This window comes from Bacteroides sp. LFL-34, from assembly GCF_027257075.1.
Lineage (GTDB): Bacteria > Bacteroidota > Bacteroidia > Bacteroidales > Bacteroidaceae > Bacteroides > Bacteroides ovatus.
In genome coordinates, this window is record NZ_JAPQKZ010000011.1 from 104,981 (window position 1) to 123,837 (window position 18,857).

The following is an 18,857-nucleotide window of genomic DNA, read 5'->3' on the forward strand; positions in this document are numbered from 1 at the left end:
TCCGCCCGCAAGTTTATGTAGTATACAGATTACTGATTCTTGTACCCTTATTACTGATTTGAGGTATGAAATAAAAAAGATACCTCCAAATGTTTTATCTTTGTATCAGATTAATAACAAAGCATATGGATGAAATAACAAAAATTGAAACCGTCGATCAGTATGACCAGTTGTTTGGACTGGAGACATTGCACCCTTTAGTTAATGTAATCGACTTCTCAAAAGCTACCAAGTCGGTTGAGTATATCCGTATGAACATCGGATTCTATTGTCTGTTCCTGAAAGATGCCAAATGCGGGGATCTCACATACGGACGTAAGAATTACGATTATCAGGAAGGAACGGTTGTCTGTATGGCACCGGGACAAGTGAGCGGAATAGACAACCGTAACCGAACGGCTCCCCGTACCAAGTCGATTGGGGTTTTATTCCACCCCGATTTAATCCGTGGAACTTCATTAGGACAGAATATCAAAAACTATACTTTTTTCTCTTACGAGGTAAATGAGGCATTGCATCTTTCAGATCAGGAAAGAGAAATCGTAACCGATTGCATACATAAAATCCGGCTCGAACTGGAGCATACTATCGACAAGCATAGCAAGCAACTTATCGTACGGAATATCGAACTGCTATTGGATTACTGTATGCGTTTCTACGAACGGCAGTTCATTACACGCAATCAGGCGAATAAAGATATAGTCGTTAAATTCGAGCAATTACTGGACGAATATTTCCAAAATCAGGTGGCAATGACCGAAGGACTGCCATCCGTGAAATACTTTGCAGACAAGGCATGCCTCTCTCCTAATTATTTCGGGGACCTGATAAAGAAGGAAACCGGAAAAACTGCACAGGAATATATCCAGTGCCGGATTATCGAACTGGCCAAAGAAAGAATACTGGAAGGTGTTCAAACTGTCAGCCAGGTAGCTTATGAACTGGGATTTCAATATCCACAGCACTTCAGTCGGTTATTTAAAAAGCATGTCGGCTGCACCCCGAACGAATATAAACAAAAAAACTAGACGTATTTTAGATACAGGAGTCTCAACATCATGGGAGATAAAGTACTCAAAATAGGAACCGTGCATCAATGCAATTGTTGCCTGGGGAGTAAGACACTACACCCGCTGGTAAGTGTCATCGATCTCTCAAAGGCTGACTTGTCAGCTCATACGGGCATCAAGTTCGACTTTTATACGATTCTATTGAGTGAGTGTAAATGTGAAGCGTATATGTATGGTCACCAGTATTATGATTTTTCGGATGGTACTTTGCTCTTCCTTAGTCCCGGAGAGTCTATCAATATGAAGGAAAACAGTAAGAATTTTCCTTCCAAAGGATGGATATTGGCTTTTCATCCCGATCTGATTTGTGGCACTCCGCTCGGACTTAATATACATAACTATACTTTCTTCTCTTATCTGCCTGAAGAAGCATTACATATATCTTTGCGCGAGAAGCAAATCATTCTGGGGTTTATGGATAAAATAAACCAGGAACTCGAACGTTGCATTGACCGACATAGCAAGAAGATAGTTTCCAAGTATATAGAATTATTGCTGGATTACTGTATCCGTTTCTACGAACGCCAATTCATTACACGTAATGAAGCGAATAAAACGATTATCAAACAATTCGATAAAATCATAAATAACCATTTCGAGACGAAACAGGTACCGACTGTCGATATACTTTCACATAAGTATTGCGCGAACCTGCTTCATTTGTCTCCTGAATATTTCAACGACTTACTGAAGTATGAAACGGGGAAATCATTTAAAGAGTATATCGAGTTCAAACGCTTCGAGATTGCCAAAGATTGGTTGGTGAATACTGATAAAACAATCAATCAGATAACGCAAGAGCTGGGTTTTCAGAATCCACAGTATTTCAGCCGGTTATTTAAGAAAATCACAGGTTGTTCTCCGAATGATTTCAGGATACCTAATTGAAAGTATATGTCAAAGGGATTAGAGGAAGATAAAGCAATCAAAAAGTCTTAATAAAATTTGAATTGGAATATCAAATTCTTAATCTATGTTATAAAACATACTTTTTTTCTTGGAATATTTGCTAATTTCGCAATAGTCCGTATCTTTGCAATGTGTTTTTCATAGTATTAGATTTAAGGTTAACAAAGGTTGGAGCAAGGCGTTGCTCCTTTTTTTTATGTCTATACGTAAGCTCTCTCCTTTTTCTTATTCATGATAATATAGGAATTACGCTATTTTTCAATAACTTTGCAAAAAGAGAGATGTCAATTATGTCTCGATAAGACAGATCAAAAGGTTCTCTTTTTACGTTACATATAAAAAGATTATTTAATCCTTGTAGAATAATGGAAACAATGCAACCATATTATCGTCTGATGAAATCAATCCTCTTTGTATTATTTCTTTCTTTTGGCATGATTTCATGTGAGAAAGAGGATCCTGTTTCTACCTCTCCAACTACAAGGCAAACGGATGACTCAACTACTGATCCGACAGATCCCGATCCGACTGATCCTGTTGTTCGTTCGAATAATGAACAGACGGTGTTCATGTATCTACCCTGGTCGAACAATCTCACTTCTTTTTTCTATCAGAACATTGCCGATTTGAAAAGTATCATCGGAAACAATATATTGAAGAATGAACGGGTGATCGTATTTATATGTACATCGGCCACCAAAGCCACTCTCTCCGAACTTGTCTATGAGAATGGCAAAAGTGTACAGAAGACTTTAAAAAACTACGATTATCCGGATCCTACCTATACAACCGCAGAGGGCATCACTTCTATTTTGAACGATGTACAAACCTATGCTCCCGCCAAACGATATGCAATGATTATCGGATGTCACGGAATGGGATGGATACCTGTATCGAGAGCAGTTTCACGCAGCAGCTTGCAGATTAGTAAAAAGCACTGGGAGTATGAACATGCACCGATGACACGTTTTTTTGGAGGAACACAAACGAAATATCAAACTGATATTACTACGCTTGCCGGAGGTATTTCGAACGCGGGCCTAAAGATGGAATATATACTTTTCGATGACTGCTATATGTCTACGGTAGAGGTTGCCTATGACCTTAAAAACGTAACAAGCCACTTGATAGCTTCTACAAGTGAAATAATGGCCTATGGGATGCCATACGACAAGATAGGCCAGTACTTAATCGGAAATATAGATTACGAAAAGGTCTGTGACGGTTTCTATTCTTTTTATTCAAATTATGTGACTCCCTGCGGAACAATCGGTGTTACTGATTGCTCGGAATTAGACAACCTGGCGGCTATTATGAAAGAAATAAATCAGCGTTATACGTTTAACGAAGAATTAACGGGCGAATTACAAAGATTAGACGGATATACGCCTACCATATTCTTTGATTACGGCGATTACGTTTCCAAACTATGTTCCGATCCGGATCTATTAGAACAATTCAACGAACAGCTGAAACGCACTGTACCCTTTAAAAGGAATACCAAACAGTATTTTACAGCAATCTCTTCCTCCTACTATGGAGAAAGAATTGATATCAATACTTTCTCCGGAATCACGATTTCCGACCCAAGCACTAATCCGGGTGCTTCAAAAAAGAACGAAACAGCGTGGTATATTGCCACTCATTAAATCTACTCTAAGAAGCATACGGTGGTAGAGAGTTGATTCTTCACATGTGGTCTGTCAAATCTCTTAATAAAAATTGAATTGAGAAAACCAATTCTTAATCAATGTTATAAAACATACTTTTTTTCTTGGATTATTTGCTAATTTCGCAATAGTCTGTATCTTTGCATTGTGTTTTTCATAGTATTAGATTTAAGGTTAACAAAGGTTGGAGCAAGGCGTTGCTCCTTTTTTTATGTCCATACGCTAGATACTCCTTTAAACATGGCATGACATTATCCCTTAATCACCGCCATTGGAGCCAGCTCCACCAACGGCTTCACCAAGTCCCGCTCATTCGCTATCACTTGCGCAATATCTTTATAAGCTCCCGGTGCTTCATCCAGTTCGTTCTGCGAACGAAGTCCGTGAATGATACCTTGCTGATCCATTCTCTCCTTCTCTTCATCCAGTGACAAACGGCGACAGGCATCCTTTCTTCCCATTAATCGACCTGCACCATGCGAACAGCTTTTGAAACTCTCCGGATTACCCAGTCCCTCAACAATATAAGACTTGGTACCCATAGATCCGGGGATAATACCGATCTCGCCCTCATAGGCACGCGTAGCACCTTTTCGGTGTACAATCACATCCTGATCGAAGTGATTCTCCCAAGCTGCATAGTTATGGGCAATATTAATCATAGGATCAAAGTCCGTTTCAGGTTTCACTGCCTGGATGGCTTCACAAATACGAGTCATCATCAACTGACGGTTGGCAAAGGCAAAGGCCACACAGTAATTCATTTCACGGAAATAATCCTTTGCCATCTGTGTCTCCATTGGCAGGTAAGCTAGTCCCGATACCATTTCAGAATACCATTTCTCATTCCAATATTGCGCAATCTTATTATAGTGATTGGCAACCTTCAAACCAATGTTACGGCTTCCGGAGTGAATCATCACCCAAACATCAGACGTCGCGGTATCTTTTTGAATCTCAATAAAGTGATTTCCACCTCCCAGAGTTCCTATCTGCTTCAAACAAGCCTCGTACTGATTCTTCAAAACAGGCATCTCTTCAAAGTCGAATCCTTGCGGAAGCAATTCCTGATCCTGCTTTTTATTCTGATGATCGAATCCCAAAGGAACAACTGCACGAATCTTCGACATAATGGAAGTCAAATCCGTATAACTAAAACCTTCCGCTTTTAGATTCGTCTTAATCGCACACATACCACAACCGATATCCACTCCCACAGCATTGGGAACAATCACGCTATTGGTAGCCAACACACCGCCAATAGGCATTCCTTTTCCCGCATGCGCATCAGGCATGATGACAATATGTTTAAATGCAAAAGGCAGTGAAGTCAAATCCATGATCTGCGACATACAAGAGTCCTCTACTTCATCCAACCAAAGTTTAGCGGGTAAACGTGTTCCCATAATTACTTTTTCCATACATCTTTTCTTTTATCAATTCATATAAATCTCGTTATCGGGAGCAAAGTAAGAAGGGAAGTACGAAATCTATTTGCGTAGTTGATATTATTTTTTATTTTTGTAGAAATAATCTATAACATCTATATATAGAACCTAATGAAGAAGATATTAATTATCGGCGCCAACGGATTCACCGGACGCCAGATTGTAAATGATTTATCTGCTTGTAAACAATACAAGCTGACGGGCTGCTCCCTGCATCCGGATATTCTTCCCAATAACGCGGAGGATTATCGTTTCATCGAAACAGATATACGGAATGAAGCGGACGTTAGTCATCTCTTCAAAGAGGTTCAACCCGATGTAGTCATTAATTGCTCCGCTCTGTCCGTGCCGGACTATTGCGAAACGCATCATGAAGAAGCCTATCTTACCAATGTTACCGCAGTAGGCCAACTGGCCGATTTATGCGAAGAATACAAAAGCCGGTTCATTCATTTATCTACGGACTTTGTTTTTGATGGAAAGATAAACGAAACTGCCGGGCTGTTATATACAGAAAAAGACCTCCCTGCCCCGGTCAACTACTACGGATATACCAAATGGAAAGGAGAAGAGAGAGTGGCAGAAACTTGCAGCAGTTATGCCATTGTCCGTGTAGAAATCGTTTATGGCAAGGCACTGCCGGGACAACACGGTAATATTGTACAGCTAGTAATGAACCGTCTGAAAGCCGGACAAGAAATACGTGTCGTATCCGATCAATGGCGGACACCAACCTATGTTGGAGACGTTTCGGATGGAGTGCTACGTTTAATAGAACATACGGCGAATGGCATCTTCCACATCTGTGGCGATGAATGTATGACCATTGCAGAGATTGCCTACCAGGTAGCAGATTATATGAAACTCGACCGTTCTCTTATCCATCCTACCACCACAGAAGAAATGAATGAAAGCACTCCCCGTCCCCGCTTCAGTGGTATGAGTATTGATAAAGCCCGGACAATGCTCGGATACAGGCCCCAAAAGTTAAAAGAAATTCTTGCGAACTGGGATAAATTATAAGGGAAAGAGCACATAACCAACTTTTTACAACCATCTATCTCGTTCCGGATATTCCTTTCTCTTTATTTATTGCATATTTATTTTGAAAATATGCAATAAATAACTATCTTTGCACCAAATTCAAAAAAGACCAATGATGAATCAAACATTACAATTACATAACGCTACTCTTTTTCTTGCAGGAATACCTATTTTCTGTAAGTCTTGTTGCGTGCATGTGCATTGGTTCAGTGGATTCATCTAAATTTCCCAACTATTTCTTTACAGGAACTACCTGCTGACTTGTTTTGTTAGCCATAGCAGTATTCCTTTCTGATTTTCAAGCAGATGTAACATCTTCTTTGAAAATTCTTTTGTGTGTTGTCAATCATCAGTTTAACCTAACCCCAAATATATACAATTATGTTCTCTATTATATCTACCATGTTTTTAGGAATCGGCATCGGCTATGTATTGCGTAACTGGAGTATTCTACAGAAGACAGAAAAGACAATTTCTCTTACAATATTCCTGTTGCTCTTTATTCTCGGTGTATCTATCGGTTCTAATAGCCTGATTGTGAACAATCTTGGTAAGTTCGGATGGCAAGCCATTGTTCTTGCTGTGTCCGGTGTATTGGGAAGCCTGATTGCTGCCCGTTTGGTACTACAATTATTTTTCAGGAAAGGAGGCGAACAATGAAAGGAAGTCTGATCGTTATAGTATTCTTTTGTGTAGGCTGTATCATGGGAGCTTTCAATAAGTTCGAGTTCGATACGCACACAGTTTCCATGTACATACTTTATGCATTAATGTTACAAGTAGGAATCAGCATCGGTTCCAATAAGAACCTGAAAGCCATTGTTTCACATTTGCACCCTAAAATGTTGCTGATTCCATTGGGAACAATTATCGGTACGCTGTTATTCTCCGCCCTGGCAAGTTTGCTATTGCGTCAATGGAGCGTGTTCGACTGTATGGCAGTGGGAAGTGGATTTGCCTACTATTCACTCTCTTCCATCCTTATCACCCAATTCAAAGAACCCTCCATAGGACTGCAACTGGCTACGGAACTGGGAACCATTGCCCTACTGACTAATATTTTCCGTGAGATGATGGCACTTCTTGGTACTCCAATCATCAAGAAGTACTTCGGGAAACTCGCTCCTATTTCAGCAGCAGGAGTCAACTCGATGGATGTACTGCTGCCTTCCATCACCAGATATTCAGGAAAAGAAATGATTCCCATCGCCATCCTGCACGGCATTCTGATTGACATCAGCGTTCCCGTTTTCGTTTCTTTCTTCTGTAATCTTTAACCCTGTCCGGGAATAATAACCTTATTTATTAATGCCCGGAAACAGCCAATACAAACTTGATATCAGCATAGGAGACATCGTCTCCTAATGCTACCTTTATAGCGAATATTCCCATGTATTCATGTTCATCCAAATACTTGCGAATCTTCGCTATATTTTCAGCTTTCACCACCTGCTCCACTTTGATCTTTCCCGAACGGACATAATGCTCCAGATGTCCGGCAATGGTTCCGGATACCAAATCACGAGCCTTGGCTATTTCATCTATATTCATTCCCTGACGGAACATTTCATAGCTAACCAACTTCGTATCTTTCTTCGCCTCCTTCTTTTTCTCCTTCTCCGCCTCTTTCTCCTGTTTCTCTGCCTCTTTCTGCAGCTTCGTCTTTCGTTGCCTTGCAGTATCATCACTATTACCGGAGGAGATTAACAGATCCGTCATCTCCGGTCTTTCCAATTGATTCTCCGCCACATACTTGCGGATAATACCCAGAATCTCAAGCCCGTATTTCTCTACTCCTTTCGCTCCAAAATAAGGTATTGCCTCCAAAGCTCTTGGACTATCCGGTAGCAGATTCACAATCCCCATCAATGCCTTTTGTTGCATAATCACATAAGCAGGAACATTCATCTCCCTTGTTTTAGCTGTTCTCCATTCAGACAGGGCACGATAAAGCTCCGGATGCAGAATATCCGTAGGAACTTCCACCTTTACCTTTTCAGCACTGCGTGTACGCTCTTTCCGTTCCTTGCGTTCTTTCTTCTCTTTCAAAGCCTTCGAAGAACCGGAGGACGTAGAATCATCTTCAAGGCTCAACATTACTTTAGCCTTCAACTTCAAATAATCCGTGATAGCAAACTTCCCTCTTGTAGACACAGCTTCCAACAAAGACTCTTTAATCCACAACGCATCATCCAGCGCCTGCATACGCTCTGCCAACAGCTTTCTCAACTCTTTATTATCAAGAGGCATATTAGTCTTATCATACAAAGCCCGAACCGGTTCCAACTCCTTATGAAAATATCCGGCACCGGAACGAATCCGCTCCTGCAACTCCTCATTCGCCGCATAATCCTCACTCTCATGTATCAACCGGGTATACTGATTGCGGAAACGTTGAGACACCTCCACAATCTTCTCTTTAACATGGGGAGCCAACGCCTTATATTCAGCCAACTGCTTCGGAAAGAGCTTGTACAAATCCTCATCCATAAGACGAAGCAACCGTTTATAAGCCTGATCGATCGAATAGAAATTAAACAAATCACTCAACAAATCAAAGAAATACGCCCTTTGCATATCATTCAACTGCTGGCTACCCGGCTTATTCTGCTCCACCGCTTTGGTGAAATTATCCACCGTAGCATCACTTATTATGGCTTCCCTGCGCAAAGGAGACTCCAACACCATACCCTCCAGCGTCTTGCAACGACTCAAAGCCACGTAAGTTTGTCCATGTGCAAAGGAATTCCGCGCATCAATAATAGCACGCTCAAATGTCAAACCCTGACTCTTATGTATCGTAATAGCCCACGCCAAACGAATAGGATACTGGCGGAACGTCCCCTCTATCACTTCAGTGATCTCCTTCGTCTCCTCATTCAACACATACTTATAATTCCCCCACTCTTCCGACAACAACTGAAATTCGGATCTATCCCCTTTACCACGCACCACAATACCCGTTTCATTAACCGCTACCACCTCACCAATCATACCGTTATAATACCGTTTCTCGGACGATGGATCATTCTTCAGGAACATTATCTGTGCTCCCTCCTTAATTGTCAGAAGTTTATCCGCAGGATACGAATATTCAGGAAAATCCCCCTCTATCTCGGCACTAAAATGATACGCCTTGCCGGGCAACGATGCCAGTTCGCAATCATTAACCCTCTGTGCCTGATTATTATGTGTCGTCAGACGAATATATCCCTCTTCTTTCTGCGGCTGAAAGCCGGGCTGATAACGACGGTTCAGTTCATTCAACACTTCATCATCCGCCTTATTCTCCCGAATTTTATTTAATAAAGAAAGGAAGAACGTATCACTCTGACGATATACTTTCTTGAGTTCAATCGTCATATATGCCGTTTCTTTCAATGCATGACTTGCAAAGAAATAAGGAGTCTCATAATACTTTCTCAAAAACTCCCACTCATTGTCTTTCACGACAGGCGCCAGCTGTTGCAAATCTCCAATCATCAACAGTTGCACCCCACCAAAAGGTTTCTCCCTATCGCGATACCTCCGCAGAGTTGCATCCACCGCATCCAACAAATCAGCACGCACCATACTGATCTCATCAATAACCAGCAAATCCATACTACGGATGATATTCCGCTTTTCTTTACTATAACGATAATGTGTCTGGGAAGAATTAAAGGTTGTTTCGGGCACAAAAGGAGCAAAAGACAACTGAAAGAAAGAATGAATCGTTACGCCTCCCGCATTGATAGCTGCAATCCCTGTCGGAGCCAATATGACCATGCGTTTGGGCGTATGTTCTTTCAATCGTCTAAGAAATGTCGTTTTCCCGGTTCCAGCTTTTCCGGTAAGAAATAAATGGGTGCCTGTATTTTCAATGAACTGCCAAGCAAGCTGCAGTTCCGGATTATTTTCCATGCTTTTCCAATTTTCGGTAAAGTTACTGAATATTCTTTTTCTTTCGTCTTGATACGAAAGAAAAAGAACCAAAAAGAAAGAATCAAGGCTGCGTTTTTCCGGCTACTCCGGTGCTTCCTCCGGCTAAAGGGCAGAAACTCGCTACGCTCAAACAGTCTGCCCTTTTTAACGCCGGAGAAACCACCTGCGCTTGACGCCGGAAAAACGAGGCCGGAAGACCTGCGGGTGGAAGCCTTACAATGTGGGAAGCTTTATTATTAAAAAACTCACCATATAAAAAGAGGACATAGAATAAAAGGCTAATAGAATGATAACCGATGTAGCCTATGTAGTATAAAGAGACTTATGAAAGGTTTATACCCCTTATAAAAAAGCTTTGCTATATAAAAATCGCAGACGTTATACGACTCAATATAGCAAAGCAGAACAATATATAATAAAACTATTAACGATATAACAGCGACTCACCAAAGCAATATCAGACATATCGCACAGCTTCCCCACAAACCTACCCTAGAACATTCAAGCAGCAACACCCACCCCACCAGGTTCCCCGGCCTACTTTTTTCTCCATCAGGCGAGCGCCCGTAACGGAGCGTTAAGAAGGGCAGACTGTTTGAGCGTAGCGAGTTTCTGCCCTTTAGCGAAGTGAAGGAAGCGAGTAGGAGAAAAAAGTCAGCCTTGAATTTTTCTTTGCTTCTTTCTTTTGTTTCAAGACAAAAGAAAGATGATTAATTACTTCATGGATCCCCCTACAATATCCAGCAATTCGTTTGTAATCGCCTGCTGACGACTCTTATTGTACTGCTTCGTCAAATCCTGGATCAGCTCGTTTGCGTTGTCCGTAGCCACTTGCATAGCCAACGTACGTGCAGCATGTTCCGAAGCATTGGAGTCAACAGCGGCAGTAAAAATCTTCTGGCTCAATACAGTGGGGATTAAGCTCGCGATTAATTCCTCTGCGTTCGGTTCGATGATATAATCATTGGCAATCTCGTTCTCCTGTACCTCCTCTTTATTCTCTCTGTCCTCTTCACTTACGACGTTCGTCAGATTAATGGGGAGATACGTCTCACGAAGAAGAATCTGTACCCCCATTGATTTGAAGTGATGATAGATTATTTCCACCCGGTCCACTTCGCCTGCTACATACAGATCCATCAGTCGGTGAGCCAGTTCGGCAGCCTCCTGATACGTTGGTTTGTCGGAGAGCGTTGGAGAAACCTCCTGCGGTTTGAAACCCATCCGTTTGGCCGCTTCATCCACCTTCTTGCCTACCGGGAATATCAAGATATTATCCTGTCCTAAAGTACGGAATTCCCCGATAGTCTGCATCATCATTTTGATGACATTGGCGTTGAAAGCACCACAAAGAGAAGTGTTCGAAGAAAAAACAACGATTGCTACACGCTTCACTTCACGCTCCTGCACATAAGGAGATTCGATAGGCAGGTCCGCGCTTAGGAAGTTAGTCAGAATCTTGTTCAACTTCTTTTGATAAGGCAGCATATTCTCAATGGCCCCTTGTGCCTTGTGTAATTTGGCAGAAGCCACCATCTTCATTGCTGAAGTGATTTTTCGGGTACTCTTGACCGAATTTATTCTGGTTTTTACTTCTTTCAGTGAAGCCATAGTGATAATTAAAAATTAATAATTAAAAATTAAAGGGCGATCTGATTTATAAAAAAGCCAATTAGATAAATCAAAAACCATTCAGATTTATTTTAAAGGCCAATCAGATAAATCAATGACCGATTAGATAAATTGTTTAGTGACCATGGCGGCAGTCTCTTCGATAGCCTTAATCACATTATCATCAATCACACCCGTTTTCAATACATCCAATACATCCTCCTGATGATTCAGTTGCAGCGATTCGATGAAGCTACGTTCAAAGTCCTGCACCTTATCCAGAGGAACATCGTGGAGCAGTCCGTGTGTACCACAGTAGAGAATAGCAATCTGCTGTTCTACGGGCATCGGGCTGTATTGAGGCTGAATCAACAGCTGGCCGTTCTTACGTCCCTTGTCAATCGTCAATGCGGTAATCGGGTCCATGTCGCTACTGAACTTGGAGAACGCTTCCAGTTCACGATACTGTGCCTGGTCGATCTTCAATGTTCCCGCCACTTTCTTCATAGCCTTAATCTGCGCGTTACCACCTACACGGGATACAGAGATACCGACGTTGATAGCCGGACGCGTACCCTGGTTGAACAAGTCAGTTTCAAGGAATATCTGTCCGTCGGTGATAGAAATCACGTTCGTCGGGATATAAGCCGATACGTCACCAGCCTGCGTTTCGATGATAGGCAATGCCGTGAGCGAACCACCGCCTTTGACAATTCCCTTCAGACTTTCCGGAAGATCGTTCATTTCGCGAGCCACTTCCTCCTGACTGATAATCTTGGCAGCACGTTCCAACAGACGGGAGTGCAGATAGAAGATATCACCCGGATAAGCCTCACGACCTGATGGACGGCGAAGAATCAGAGAAACCTCACGATAAGCTACCGCCTGCTTGGAAAGGTCATCATAAACCACCAACGCATGACGACCGGTATCACGGAAATACTCGCCAATGGCAGCACCCGCAAAAGGAGCGTAATACTGCAATGCAGCCGGATCACCAGCCGTAGCAGCCACCACAATCGTGTAGTCCAGTGCTCCGTACTCACGAAGCGTATTAACGATAGAAGCAACGGTAGAACCCTTCTGACCGATAGCCACATAAATACAATATACAGGATCACCTGCCAGGAAGTTACTGCGCTGGTTGATAATCGTATCAATAGCGATGGCAGTCTTTCCCGTCTGGCGGTCGCCGATAATCAACTCACGCTGTCCGCGACCGATAGGAATCATGGCGTCTACCGCCTTCAATCCCGTCTGCAACGGTTGGTTCACAGGCTGACGGTAGATTACCCCCGGAGCTTTCCGTTCCAATGGCATATCATACAGTTCGCCACCAACCAGCCCCTTGCCGTCGAGCGGTTCGCCCAGCGGGTCGATCACACGTCCCAGCATGTCCTCTCCTACACGGATGGAGGCGATACGTTTGGTACGCTTCACGACGAATCCCTCTTTGATCTTGTCCGTCGGACCCAACAGCACAGCACCCACGTTGTCCTCTTCGAGGTTCATCACGATTGCTTTGATACCATTGTCAAACTCCAGCAATTCATTGGCTTCGGCATTTCGCAATCCATAGATACGCACTACGCCGTCGCTCACCTGGAGCACCGTACCGATTTCGTCAAGTTGCACATTGGCGTTGATTCCTTCGAGCTGCTTGCGCAATATATCAGATACTTCGCTTACTTTTATATTTTCAGACATTATACAATTCTCCTATTCTTATCAATAAATTGTTGTTTCACTCGCTTCAACTGCGTGGCAACGCTTGCATCCAGTCGGTAGTCGTTGACATCAAAGATAAATCCGCCTTCGATCGAAGGATCTATCACCGTTTCGAGTTCCATCTGGGCGTGCAAGATATGCTCTGCTGCGGAACGAATCCGGTTTTCCGTTTCCTTGTTGACGGGAACGGCTGTAATGAGCTTACCCACTCCGATATGCTTCAGCTTCCGGTAGAGATCCAGATACATCAGGCTGATAAATTGCAGATAGCCTTCACGCCTGTTTCGCAGTACCAAAGTGATAAAACGGACAAACTCTCTGGTCGATTTTCCGTCACCGTCGGCAGCCGTGCAGACTAACGCCAACTTTTCCTTCGTTGTGATGACCGGATTATCAAGTGCTTCGCGCAAACCGGGCTGTTCACAAAAACTGTGCGACAGCGTCAGGAACTCCTGATATAACCTGTCCTCCAGACCTTTTTCCTGTGCATATTCAATGATGGCTTTTGCATAACGCATTGAGAGTATTCCGACTTCCATCTTCCTTAGTTCTTATTCGGGGTTAGTACTTCATCCAGCATACGGTCGATCATGCCCATCTGTGCTTCCTTGTCCTCAAGACTCTTGCGGAGCACTTTCTCGGCGATGTCCACAGAAAGCACGGCTACCTGGCGACGGATGTCGCGGATGGCTTCGTCTTTCTCTATCTGGATTTGTTGTTTCACCGCATCCAGTTCTTTTTGTGCGGCAATTTCGGCTTGTTTACGGGCCTCGTGAACAATCTTGTCACGTTCTTCCATTGCTTCCCTCAAGATGCGTCCTTGTTCTTTGTTGGCGGCAGCCACCAATGCGTCGCCTTCCTCTTTCAGTTTAGACAACTGGGCATTAGCCTCTCTCGCCACCTCCAAAGACTGGTCGATATAGGTCTTACGACCCTCCACCATCTTGATGATGACGGGGAAGCCGTATTTCGCCAATATCACGAACACAATCCCGAATGAGAGAAACATCCAGAACAGCAGGCCACTATCAGGTAATAGTAATGACATATCTTTTAATTAGAAATTAAAGACTATAAATTAAAAGCTGGGGTGGGTTCTCCCTTTTAGAGGAAGAACACCAACAGACAAACTACTACCGCCAACAGAGCCACACCTTCAATCAAGGCGGCGGCGATAATCATGTTCATACGGATGTCCCCTGATGCTTCCGGCTGGCGTGCGATTGCCTCCATTGCCGAACTACCAATCTTACCAATACCCAAACCAGCTCCGATTACTGCAAGACCTGCACCGATAGCTGCACCTAATTTACTAACTCCTACTGCTGCTGCAGTGGCTTGTAACAATACTGATAGTAACATAATTTTCAGTTTTAAAATGGTTTATATTTTCTCTTGTTTATTATTTAATCATTCATTCCGCGCGTTTATTCCGTATTCTTTTTATCAACGTTTTCACCGCGTTTCATTTCAATTTTCTTCAGCTTTCACTTTGGCACCTTCCTGTGCCAGACCGATAAACACTGCCGACAACATCGTAAATACGTAAGCCTGGATGAAAGCAACCAACAACTCAAGCGCATTCATAAAGATGTTGAACAATACAGAAGCCACCGTCAGCGTGCCGTTCAGTGCAGGCCCCATGCTTGCCGAGATAAAGATCAGGCAGGTAAGCACCAGCATCGCCATGTGTCCCGCCAGCATATTGGCAAAAAGACGAATCATCAAAGCAAACGGTTTCGTAAAGATTCCGAAGAACTCGATGAATGGCATCATCGGTATAGGCACTTTCAGCCACCAAGGTACATCAGGCCAGAAAATATCCTTCCAGTAATGTTTCGAACCGAAGATATTCACTGCCAGGAATGTGCAGACTGCAAGCACCATAGTGATAGCGATATTTCCCGTCACGTTCGCACCTCCGGGGAAGAACGGAATCAATCCCATCATGTTATTGATAAAGATGAAAAAGAACGCTGTCAGCAGATACGGTGCAAACTTCCGGTAGTTGGGTCCTACACAACTCTTGATAATATCGTCGTTCACCATCATGATGAACATCTCCATGAATCCGATAAATCCTCCCGGCGCTTTCGCTCCTTGCGGACGTTTTCTGTACCAGTGTGACACGCTCAATACGATGATGAGCAACAACACGCTGTTGAACAGCAAAGCAAATGTCACTTTCGTGATGGAAATATCCCACGGGCGGACCTGTTCGCCTGCCGCATTATACTCTACCAGTTTGCCCTCGTACTTACTTCCTTCGGGAGCGATGGAAAGTCCTTCATAAGTCCCTCCATTCTCTTCGAGACGGGAAGAAAGGAACGTGTGCCAACCTGTAGTGCTACTATAAACAATAATAGGTAATGGTATAGTAATGTGCGTGTTACCCCACGTCGTAATATGCCATTCGTAGGAGTCGCCGATATGACCGAACACAATTTCTTTCACATCCACCGTGTTCTCCTGTTCCTCTTTCGGAGTAATCTCGTCCTGCGTCTGTTGTGACACCGCTTCCCCCTCCTGTTCCTGTGCAAGAACCGGCAAGCTGACTGCCGCCATGAGGCAGAACAGAATCAACGGAGCTACTATGTTATGCAACTGTTTCATTTTTCTTCTTATTTTTCTTTTTCCGTTTCTGATTCAACTCAAAAGAGAAGAAGAACCAGGTTTCGAATACCAGATATATCAAATAGAACAAGATAAACGTCAGCAGAAAGGCTCTGGCTTCTTCGCGAACGGCAAGACAATAAATCAATACCAGAATCAGCGAAAGAATCATTTTTATCATCTTCGTTGCCAGATACAACAGTAACATTCTCTGTGGAGCATGCCGACGGCAAGCGTCGAAAGCATAAATGCTAAACAGCCCGAAGAAGTAAAAATAGATCGGAATAAACGGATACCCTCCGAAATAATGCCCCGGCAAAGCGAAGTGTAGAATGACAGCTCCGAGTGCCCCGCTAATTACCGCAAATAAGGTATGCCACCAAATAAAATTCCGTTTAGTTTTACTAATATTCACCATGTTACTGTGTTTTTCTGTAAGATTATAACCTCGTTTTTTTCAATTTTTTAATGCTTAGTCTTTGTGCCGGTGAGGAGTTTCCGTCAGGAAACACAGGCAGAAACCGTACCGTCACTCATTTCGACAAAACCGCCCTGAATATCCATCGTGTGCTCTTCTCCGTCCATCGTCGTGTAACTCAACGTTCCCGCTTTCAACGACGAAACAATGGGCGCATGCCCGGGGAGAATAGAAAACGAACCGATCATTCCCGGCAATGTGACAATCTTCACATTTCCGTCGAATATGCTCTTTTCGGGCGATACTATACTCAAATGCAGTTCTTTCATCATGCTATCTTTTTATTTTTTTGCTGCCTGTTCCAGCAATTTCTTACCTTTCTCTATTGCCTCCTCAATGGTTCCGACATTCAAGAAAGCCTGTTCGGGAAGATAATCCACTTCTCCTTCCAGAATCATCTTGAATCCCTTGATGGTGTCTTCAATACCCACCATCACACCCGGAACGCCTGTAAACTGTTCAGCCACGGCAAACGGTTGTGAAAGGAAACGCTGCACACGGCGGGCGCGGTTCACTACCATCTTGTCTTCTTCCGAGAGTTCTTCCATACCGAGGATGGAGATAATATCTTGTAATTCCTTGTTACGTTGCAGAATTTGTTTCACTTGCTGCGCTACGTCGTAGTGTTCCTGGCCAACAATGTGCGGGTCGAGGATACGTGACGTAGAAGCCAACGGGTCTACCGCCGGATAAATACCCAGCTCCGTAATCTTACGGTCGAGCACGGTAGTTGCGTCCAAGTGGCTGAAAGTTGTTGCAGGAGCCGGGTCGGTCAAGTCATCGGCAGGCACATACACCGCCTGTACGGAGGTGATAGAACCTTTGCGGGTAGACGTGATACGTTCCTGCATCGCACCCATTTCCGTAGCCAACGTGGGCTGGTAACCAACAGCGGAGGGCATACGTCCCAAAAGGGCGGACACTTCCGAACCTGCTTGCGTGAAACGGAAGATATTATCAATAAAGAACAGAATATCGCGTTTCTCACCTTCTTTTCCTGCGTCGCGGAAAGATTCCGCCACCGTCAGTCCGGACAATGCCACAGAGGCACGTGCGCCCGGAGGCTCGTTCATCTGACCGAAAATCAGAGACACTTGCGATTTCTCCAGTTCGTTATAATCCACTTTCGAAAGATCCCAGTGACCTTTCTCCATTCCTTCTTTGAATGCTTCGCCGTAACGGATTACACCGGATTCAATCATTTCGCGCAGCAAGTCGTTACCTTCACGGGTACGTTCACCTACTCCGGCAAATACAGAGAATCCATTATGTTTCTTGGCGATATTATTGATAAGTTCCTGAATCAATACAGTCTTTCCTACACCGGCACCGCCGAACAAACCGATTTTACCACCTTTGGCATACGGTTCGAGCAGGTCGATCACTTTGATACCTGTGAAGAGCACCTCTTGCACAGTAGTCAAATCCTCAAACTTAGGGGGGTCGCGATGAATGGAATATGCACCTTTGCGGTCGAGTCCTTTCATACCGTCGATCGAATCACCGACTACGTTCATCAGTCGTCCTTTAATCTGTTCGCCAATCGGCATCGTGATCGGGCCTCCGGTGGGATACACTTTCATGCCTCTCTGAAGTCCGTCAGTACTGTCCATCGCTACGGTACGCACCGTATTTTCGCCGATATGTTGCTGAACTTCTACAACCAGTATTTTGCCGTTTGGCCTCTTTATCTCCAGTGCGTCGTGGATGCTTGGCAGCACCAATTCTGCATCCGTACCCTCAAAGTACACATCGACCACAGGGCCGATCACCTGCGAGATATGTCCGATAATCTGTGACATAAGCAATCTCTAATTTATTTATATTATTCTTTTCTCTCCTTTTTGACTTTATAATATGAAAGGAATGCACATTTTTCGCGTTTTACCTATTTCATTATTATAATAAACAGTTGAGTTCAGTTTTTGTTCAACTATTTTCTATATCCCATAAACTTCTGTCCTTAGAAATAGTTAAAGAAACAACTGCGCAAATGTAGAAACAATTCCGTGTCGTTGTGCTTCCTTTTTCATAATTTGTCGTTCGATAACACTTATTAGACCTACAATGACTACAGATTGACCAATTCAGGCAAATTTCTGCTACAAATCAATAGCAAAACAAGTTTGGGGGCAATAATCTATCAATAAACTAAATTAACCCATCGAGTTTCCTATCTCTTTGTTAAAAATCAATGGATTAGCAAAAACAAGAAATAGTGGCAAAAACAACTAGTTTTGTGCTCGAACACAGAAAAGTCCGTATTTTCATGTTTTCCTTAAGAAAGTTTAAAGCCATATTTCCTGTTTTTCTCCTATCTATTCTATTCCTTATATATTCCGCATTTTTGCATTAAGATTCA

General features: G+C 43.3%; 17 protein-coding genes. 6 read left to right on the plus strand and 11 right to left on the minus strand.

Annotated features, from left to right (window positions below):
* Window positions 1–125 precede the first annotated feature (125 nt).
* From N5O98_RS08925 to N5O98_RS08935, 3 genes are all read left to right on the plus strand, one after another.
* The gene (locus N5O98_RS08925) at window positions 126–1,028 is read left to right on the plus strand and encodes a helix-turn-helix domain-containing protein (protein ID WP_004295775.1); all 903 of its coding nucleotides are present in this window, start codon (window positions 126–128) and stop codon (window positions 1,026–1,028) included.
* 30 nt (window positions 1,029–1,058) lie between these two features.
* Window positions 1,059–1,958, plus strand: coding sequence for a helix-turn-helix domain-containing protein (locus N5O98_RS08930; protein ID WP_115484234.1), 900 nt, complete (start codon window positions 1,059–1,061; stop codon window positions 1,956–1,958).
* A 386-nt stretch (window positions 1,959–2,344) separates the two neighbouring features.
* Entirely contained in the window at window positions 2,345–3,628 is a 1,284-nt protein-coding gene (locus N5O98_RS08935) for a clostripain-related cysteine peptidase (protein ID WP_115484235.1), read from the plus strand.
* Window positions 3,629–3,900: 272 nt separating this feature from the next.
* Here the strand turns inward: N5O98_RS08935 and N5O98_RS08940 are convergent, their stop codons facing one another.
* Complete coding sequence (locus tag N5O98_RS08940) at window positions 3,901–5,070, minus strand: RtcB family protein (protein ID WP_004308868.1); 1,170 nt, start codon at window positions 5,068–5,070, stop codon at window positions 3,901–3,903.
* Between the two features lie 138 nt (window positions 5,071–5,208).
* Between N5O98_RS08940 and N5O98_RS08945 the strand changes: the two genes are divergently transcribed.
* The 3 genes from N5O98_RS08945 to N5O98_RS08955 all read left to right on the plus strand — a co-directional run bounded on the left by N5O98_RS08945 (window position 5,209) and on the right by N5O98_RS08955 (window position 7,418).
* Window positions 5,209–6,120, plus strand: coding sequence for an SDR family oxidoreductase (locus N5O98_RS08945; RefSeq protein WP_004308867.1), 912 nt, complete (start codon window positions 5,209–5,211; stop codon window positions 6,118–6,120).
* A 402-nt stretch (window positions 6,121–6,522) separates the two neighbouring features.
* Window positions 6,523–6,801 (plus strand): LysO family transporter, encoded by a 279-nt coding sequence (locus N5O98_RS08950; RefSeq protein WP_004303461.1) that lies wholly within the window; start codon window positions 6,523–6,525, stop codon window positions 6,799–6,801.
* Window positions 6,798–7,418, plus strand: coding sequence for a lysine exporter LysO family protein (locus N5O98_RS08955; protein WP_004295766.1), 621 nt, complete (start codon window positions 6,798–6,800; stop codon window positions 7,416–7,418). Before N5O98_RS08950 ends, N5O98_RS08955 begins: the two co-directional genes overlap by 4 nt.
* A gap of 28 nt (window positions 7,419–7,446) precedes the next feature.
* On the opposite strand, the gene N5O98_RS08960 is transcribed toward N5O98_RS08955, so the two are convergent.
* From N5O98_RS08960 to atpD, 10 genes are all read right to left on the minus strand, one after another.
* Window positions 7,447–10,044, minus strand: coding sequence for a helix-turn-helix domain-containing protein (locus tag N5O98_RS08960; RefSeq protein ID WP_022199401.1), 2,598 nt, complete (start codon window positions 10,042–10,044; stop codon window positions 7,447–7,449).
* A 735-nt stretch (window positions 10,045–10,779) separates the two neighbouring features.
* Entirely contained in the window at window positions 10,780–11,676 is an 897-nt protein-coding gene (locus N5O98_RS08965) for a F0F1 ATP synthase subunit gamma (RefSeq protein ID WP_004308865.1), read from the minus strand.
* 123 nt (window positions 11,677–11,799) lie between these two features.
* Window positions 11,800–13,383, minus strand: a complete 1,584-nt coding sequence (atpA, locus tag N5O98_RS08970) for a F0F1 ATP synthase subunit alpha (protein ID WP_004308864.1) — start codon at window positions 13,381–13,383, stop codon at window positions 11,800–11,802.
* Window positions 13,383–13,943, minus strand: coding sequence for a F0F1 ATP synthase subunit delta (locus tag N5O98_RS08975; RefSeq protein ID WP_004295760.1), 561 nt, complete (start codon window positions 13,941–13,943; stop codon window positions 13,383–13,385). The genes atpA and N5O98_RS08975 overlap by 1 nt, the downstream gene beginning before the upstream one ends.
* Window positions 13,944–13,948: 5 nt before the next feature.
* On the minus strand, window positions 13,949–14,452 hold the full coding sequence (gene atpF, locus N5O98_RS08980) for a F0F1 ATP synthase subunit B (protein ID WP_004295759.1): 504 nt from the start codon (window positions 14,450–14,452) through the stop codon (window positions 13,949–13,951).
* 56 nt (window positions 14,453–14,508) lie between these two features.
* Window positions 14,509–14,766, minus strand: coding sequence for an ATP synthase F0 subunit C (atpE, locus tag N5O98_RS08985; RefSeq protein ID WP_004308863.1), 258 nt, complete (start codon window positions 14,764–14,766; stop codon window positions 14,509–14,511).
* 108 nt (window positions 14,767–14,874) lie between these two features.
* Window positions 14,875–16,017 (minus strand): F0F1 ATP synthase subunit A, encoded by a 1,143-nt coding sequence (atpB, locus tag N5O98_RS08990; protein ID WP_004303465.1) that lies wholly within the window; start codon window positions 16,015–16,017, stop codon window positions 14,875–14,877.
* Window positions 16,001–16,435 (minus strand): hypothetical protein, encoded by a 435-nt coding sequence (locus tag N5O98_RS08995; RefSeq protein WP_004303466.1) that lies wholly within the window; start codon window positions 16,433–16,435, stop codon window positions 16,001–16,003. The genes atpB and N5O98_RS08995 overlap by 17 nt, the downstream gene beginning before the upstream one ends.
* Window positions 16,436–16,518: 83 nt before the next feature.
* Complete coding sequence (atpC, locus tag N5O98_RS09000; RefSeq protein WP_004303467.1) at window positions 16,519–16,764, minus strand: ATP synthase F1 subunit epsilon; 246 nt, start codon at window positions 16,762–16,764, stop codon at window positions 16,519–16,521.
* A 12-nt stretch (window positions 16,765–16,776) separates the two neighbouring features.
* A complete protein-coding gene (atpD, locus tag N5O98_RS09005; RefSeq protein WP_004295754.1) occupies window positions 16,777–18,297 on the minus strand; it encodes a F0F1 ATP synthase subunit beta in 1,521 nt (506 codons plus the stop codon).
* Between the last annotated feature and the right edge of the window lie 560 nt (window positions 18,298–18,857).

Excerpts from the sequence above, each read along its gene's own strand:
- N5O98_RS08925 (WP_004295775.1), top strand. The coding sequence starts at position 126 with ATGGATGAAATAACAAAAATTGAAACCGTCGATCAGTATGACCAGTTG.
- N5O98_RS08930 (WP_115484234.1), top strand. The coding sequence starts at position 1,059 with ATGGGAGATAAAGTACTCAAAATAGGAACCGTGCATCAATGCAATTGT.
- N5O98_RS08935 (WP_115484235.1), top strand. The coding sequence starts at position 2,345 with ATGGAAACAATGCAACCATATTATCGTCTGATGAAATCAATCCTCTTT.
- N5O98_RS08940 (WP_004308868.1), bottom strand. The coding sequence starts at position 5,070 with ATGGAAAAAGTAATTATGGGAACACGTTTACCCGCTAAACTTTGGTTG.
- N5O98_RS08945 (WP_004308867.1), top strand. The coding sequence starts at position 5,209 with ATGAAGAAGATATTAATTATCGGCGCCAACGGATTCACCGGACGCCAG.
- N5O98_RS08950 (WP_004303461.1), top strand. The coding sequence starts at position 6,523 with ATGTTCTCTATTATATCTACCATGTTTTTAGGAATCGGCATCGGCTAT.
- N5O98_RS08955 (WP_004295766.1), top strand. The coding sequence starts at position 6,798 with ATGAAAGGAAGTCTGATCGTTATAGTATTCTTTTGTGTAGGCTGTATC.
- N5O98_RS08960 (WP_022199401.1), bottom strand. The coding sequence starts at position 10,044 with ATGGAAAATAATCCGGAACTGCAGCTTGCTTGGCAGTTCATTGAAAAT.
- N5O98_RS08965 (WP_004308865.1), bottom strand. The coding sequence starts at position 11,676 with ATGGCTTCACTGAAAGAAGTAAAAACCAGAATAAATTCGGTCAAGAGT.
- atpA (WP_004308864.1), bottom strand. The coding sequence starts at position 13,383 with ATGTCTGAAAATATAAAAGTAAGCGAAGTATCTGATATATTGCGCAAG.
- N5O98_RS08975 (WP_004295760.1), bottom strand. The coding sequence starts at position 13,943 with ATGGAAGTCGGAATACTCTCAATGCGTTATGCAAAAGCCATCATTGAA.
- atpF (WP_004295759.1), bottom strand. The coding sequence starts at position 14,452 with ATGTCATTACTATTACCTGATAGTGGCCTGCTGTTCTGGATGTTTCTC.
- atpE (WP_004308863.1), bottom strand. The coding sequence starts at position 14,766 with ATGTTACTATCAGTATTGTTACAAGCCACTGCAGCAGCAGTAGGAGTT.
- atpB (WP_004303465.1), bottom strand. The coding sequence starts at position 16,017 with ATGAAACAGTTGCATAACATAGTAGCTCCGTTGATTCTGTTCTGCCTC.
- N5O98_RS08995 (WP_004303466.1), bottom strand. The coding sequence starts at position 16,435 with ATGGTGAATATTAGTAAAACTAAACGGAATTTTATTTGGTGGCATACC.
- atpC (WP_004303467.1), bottom strand. The coding sequence starts at position 16,764 with ATGAAAGAACTGCATTTGAGTATAGTATCGCCCGAAAAGAGCATATTC.
- atpD (WP_004295754.1), bottom strand. The coding sequence starts at position 18,297 with ATGTCACAGATTATCGGACATATCTCGCAGGTGATCGGCCCTGTGGTC.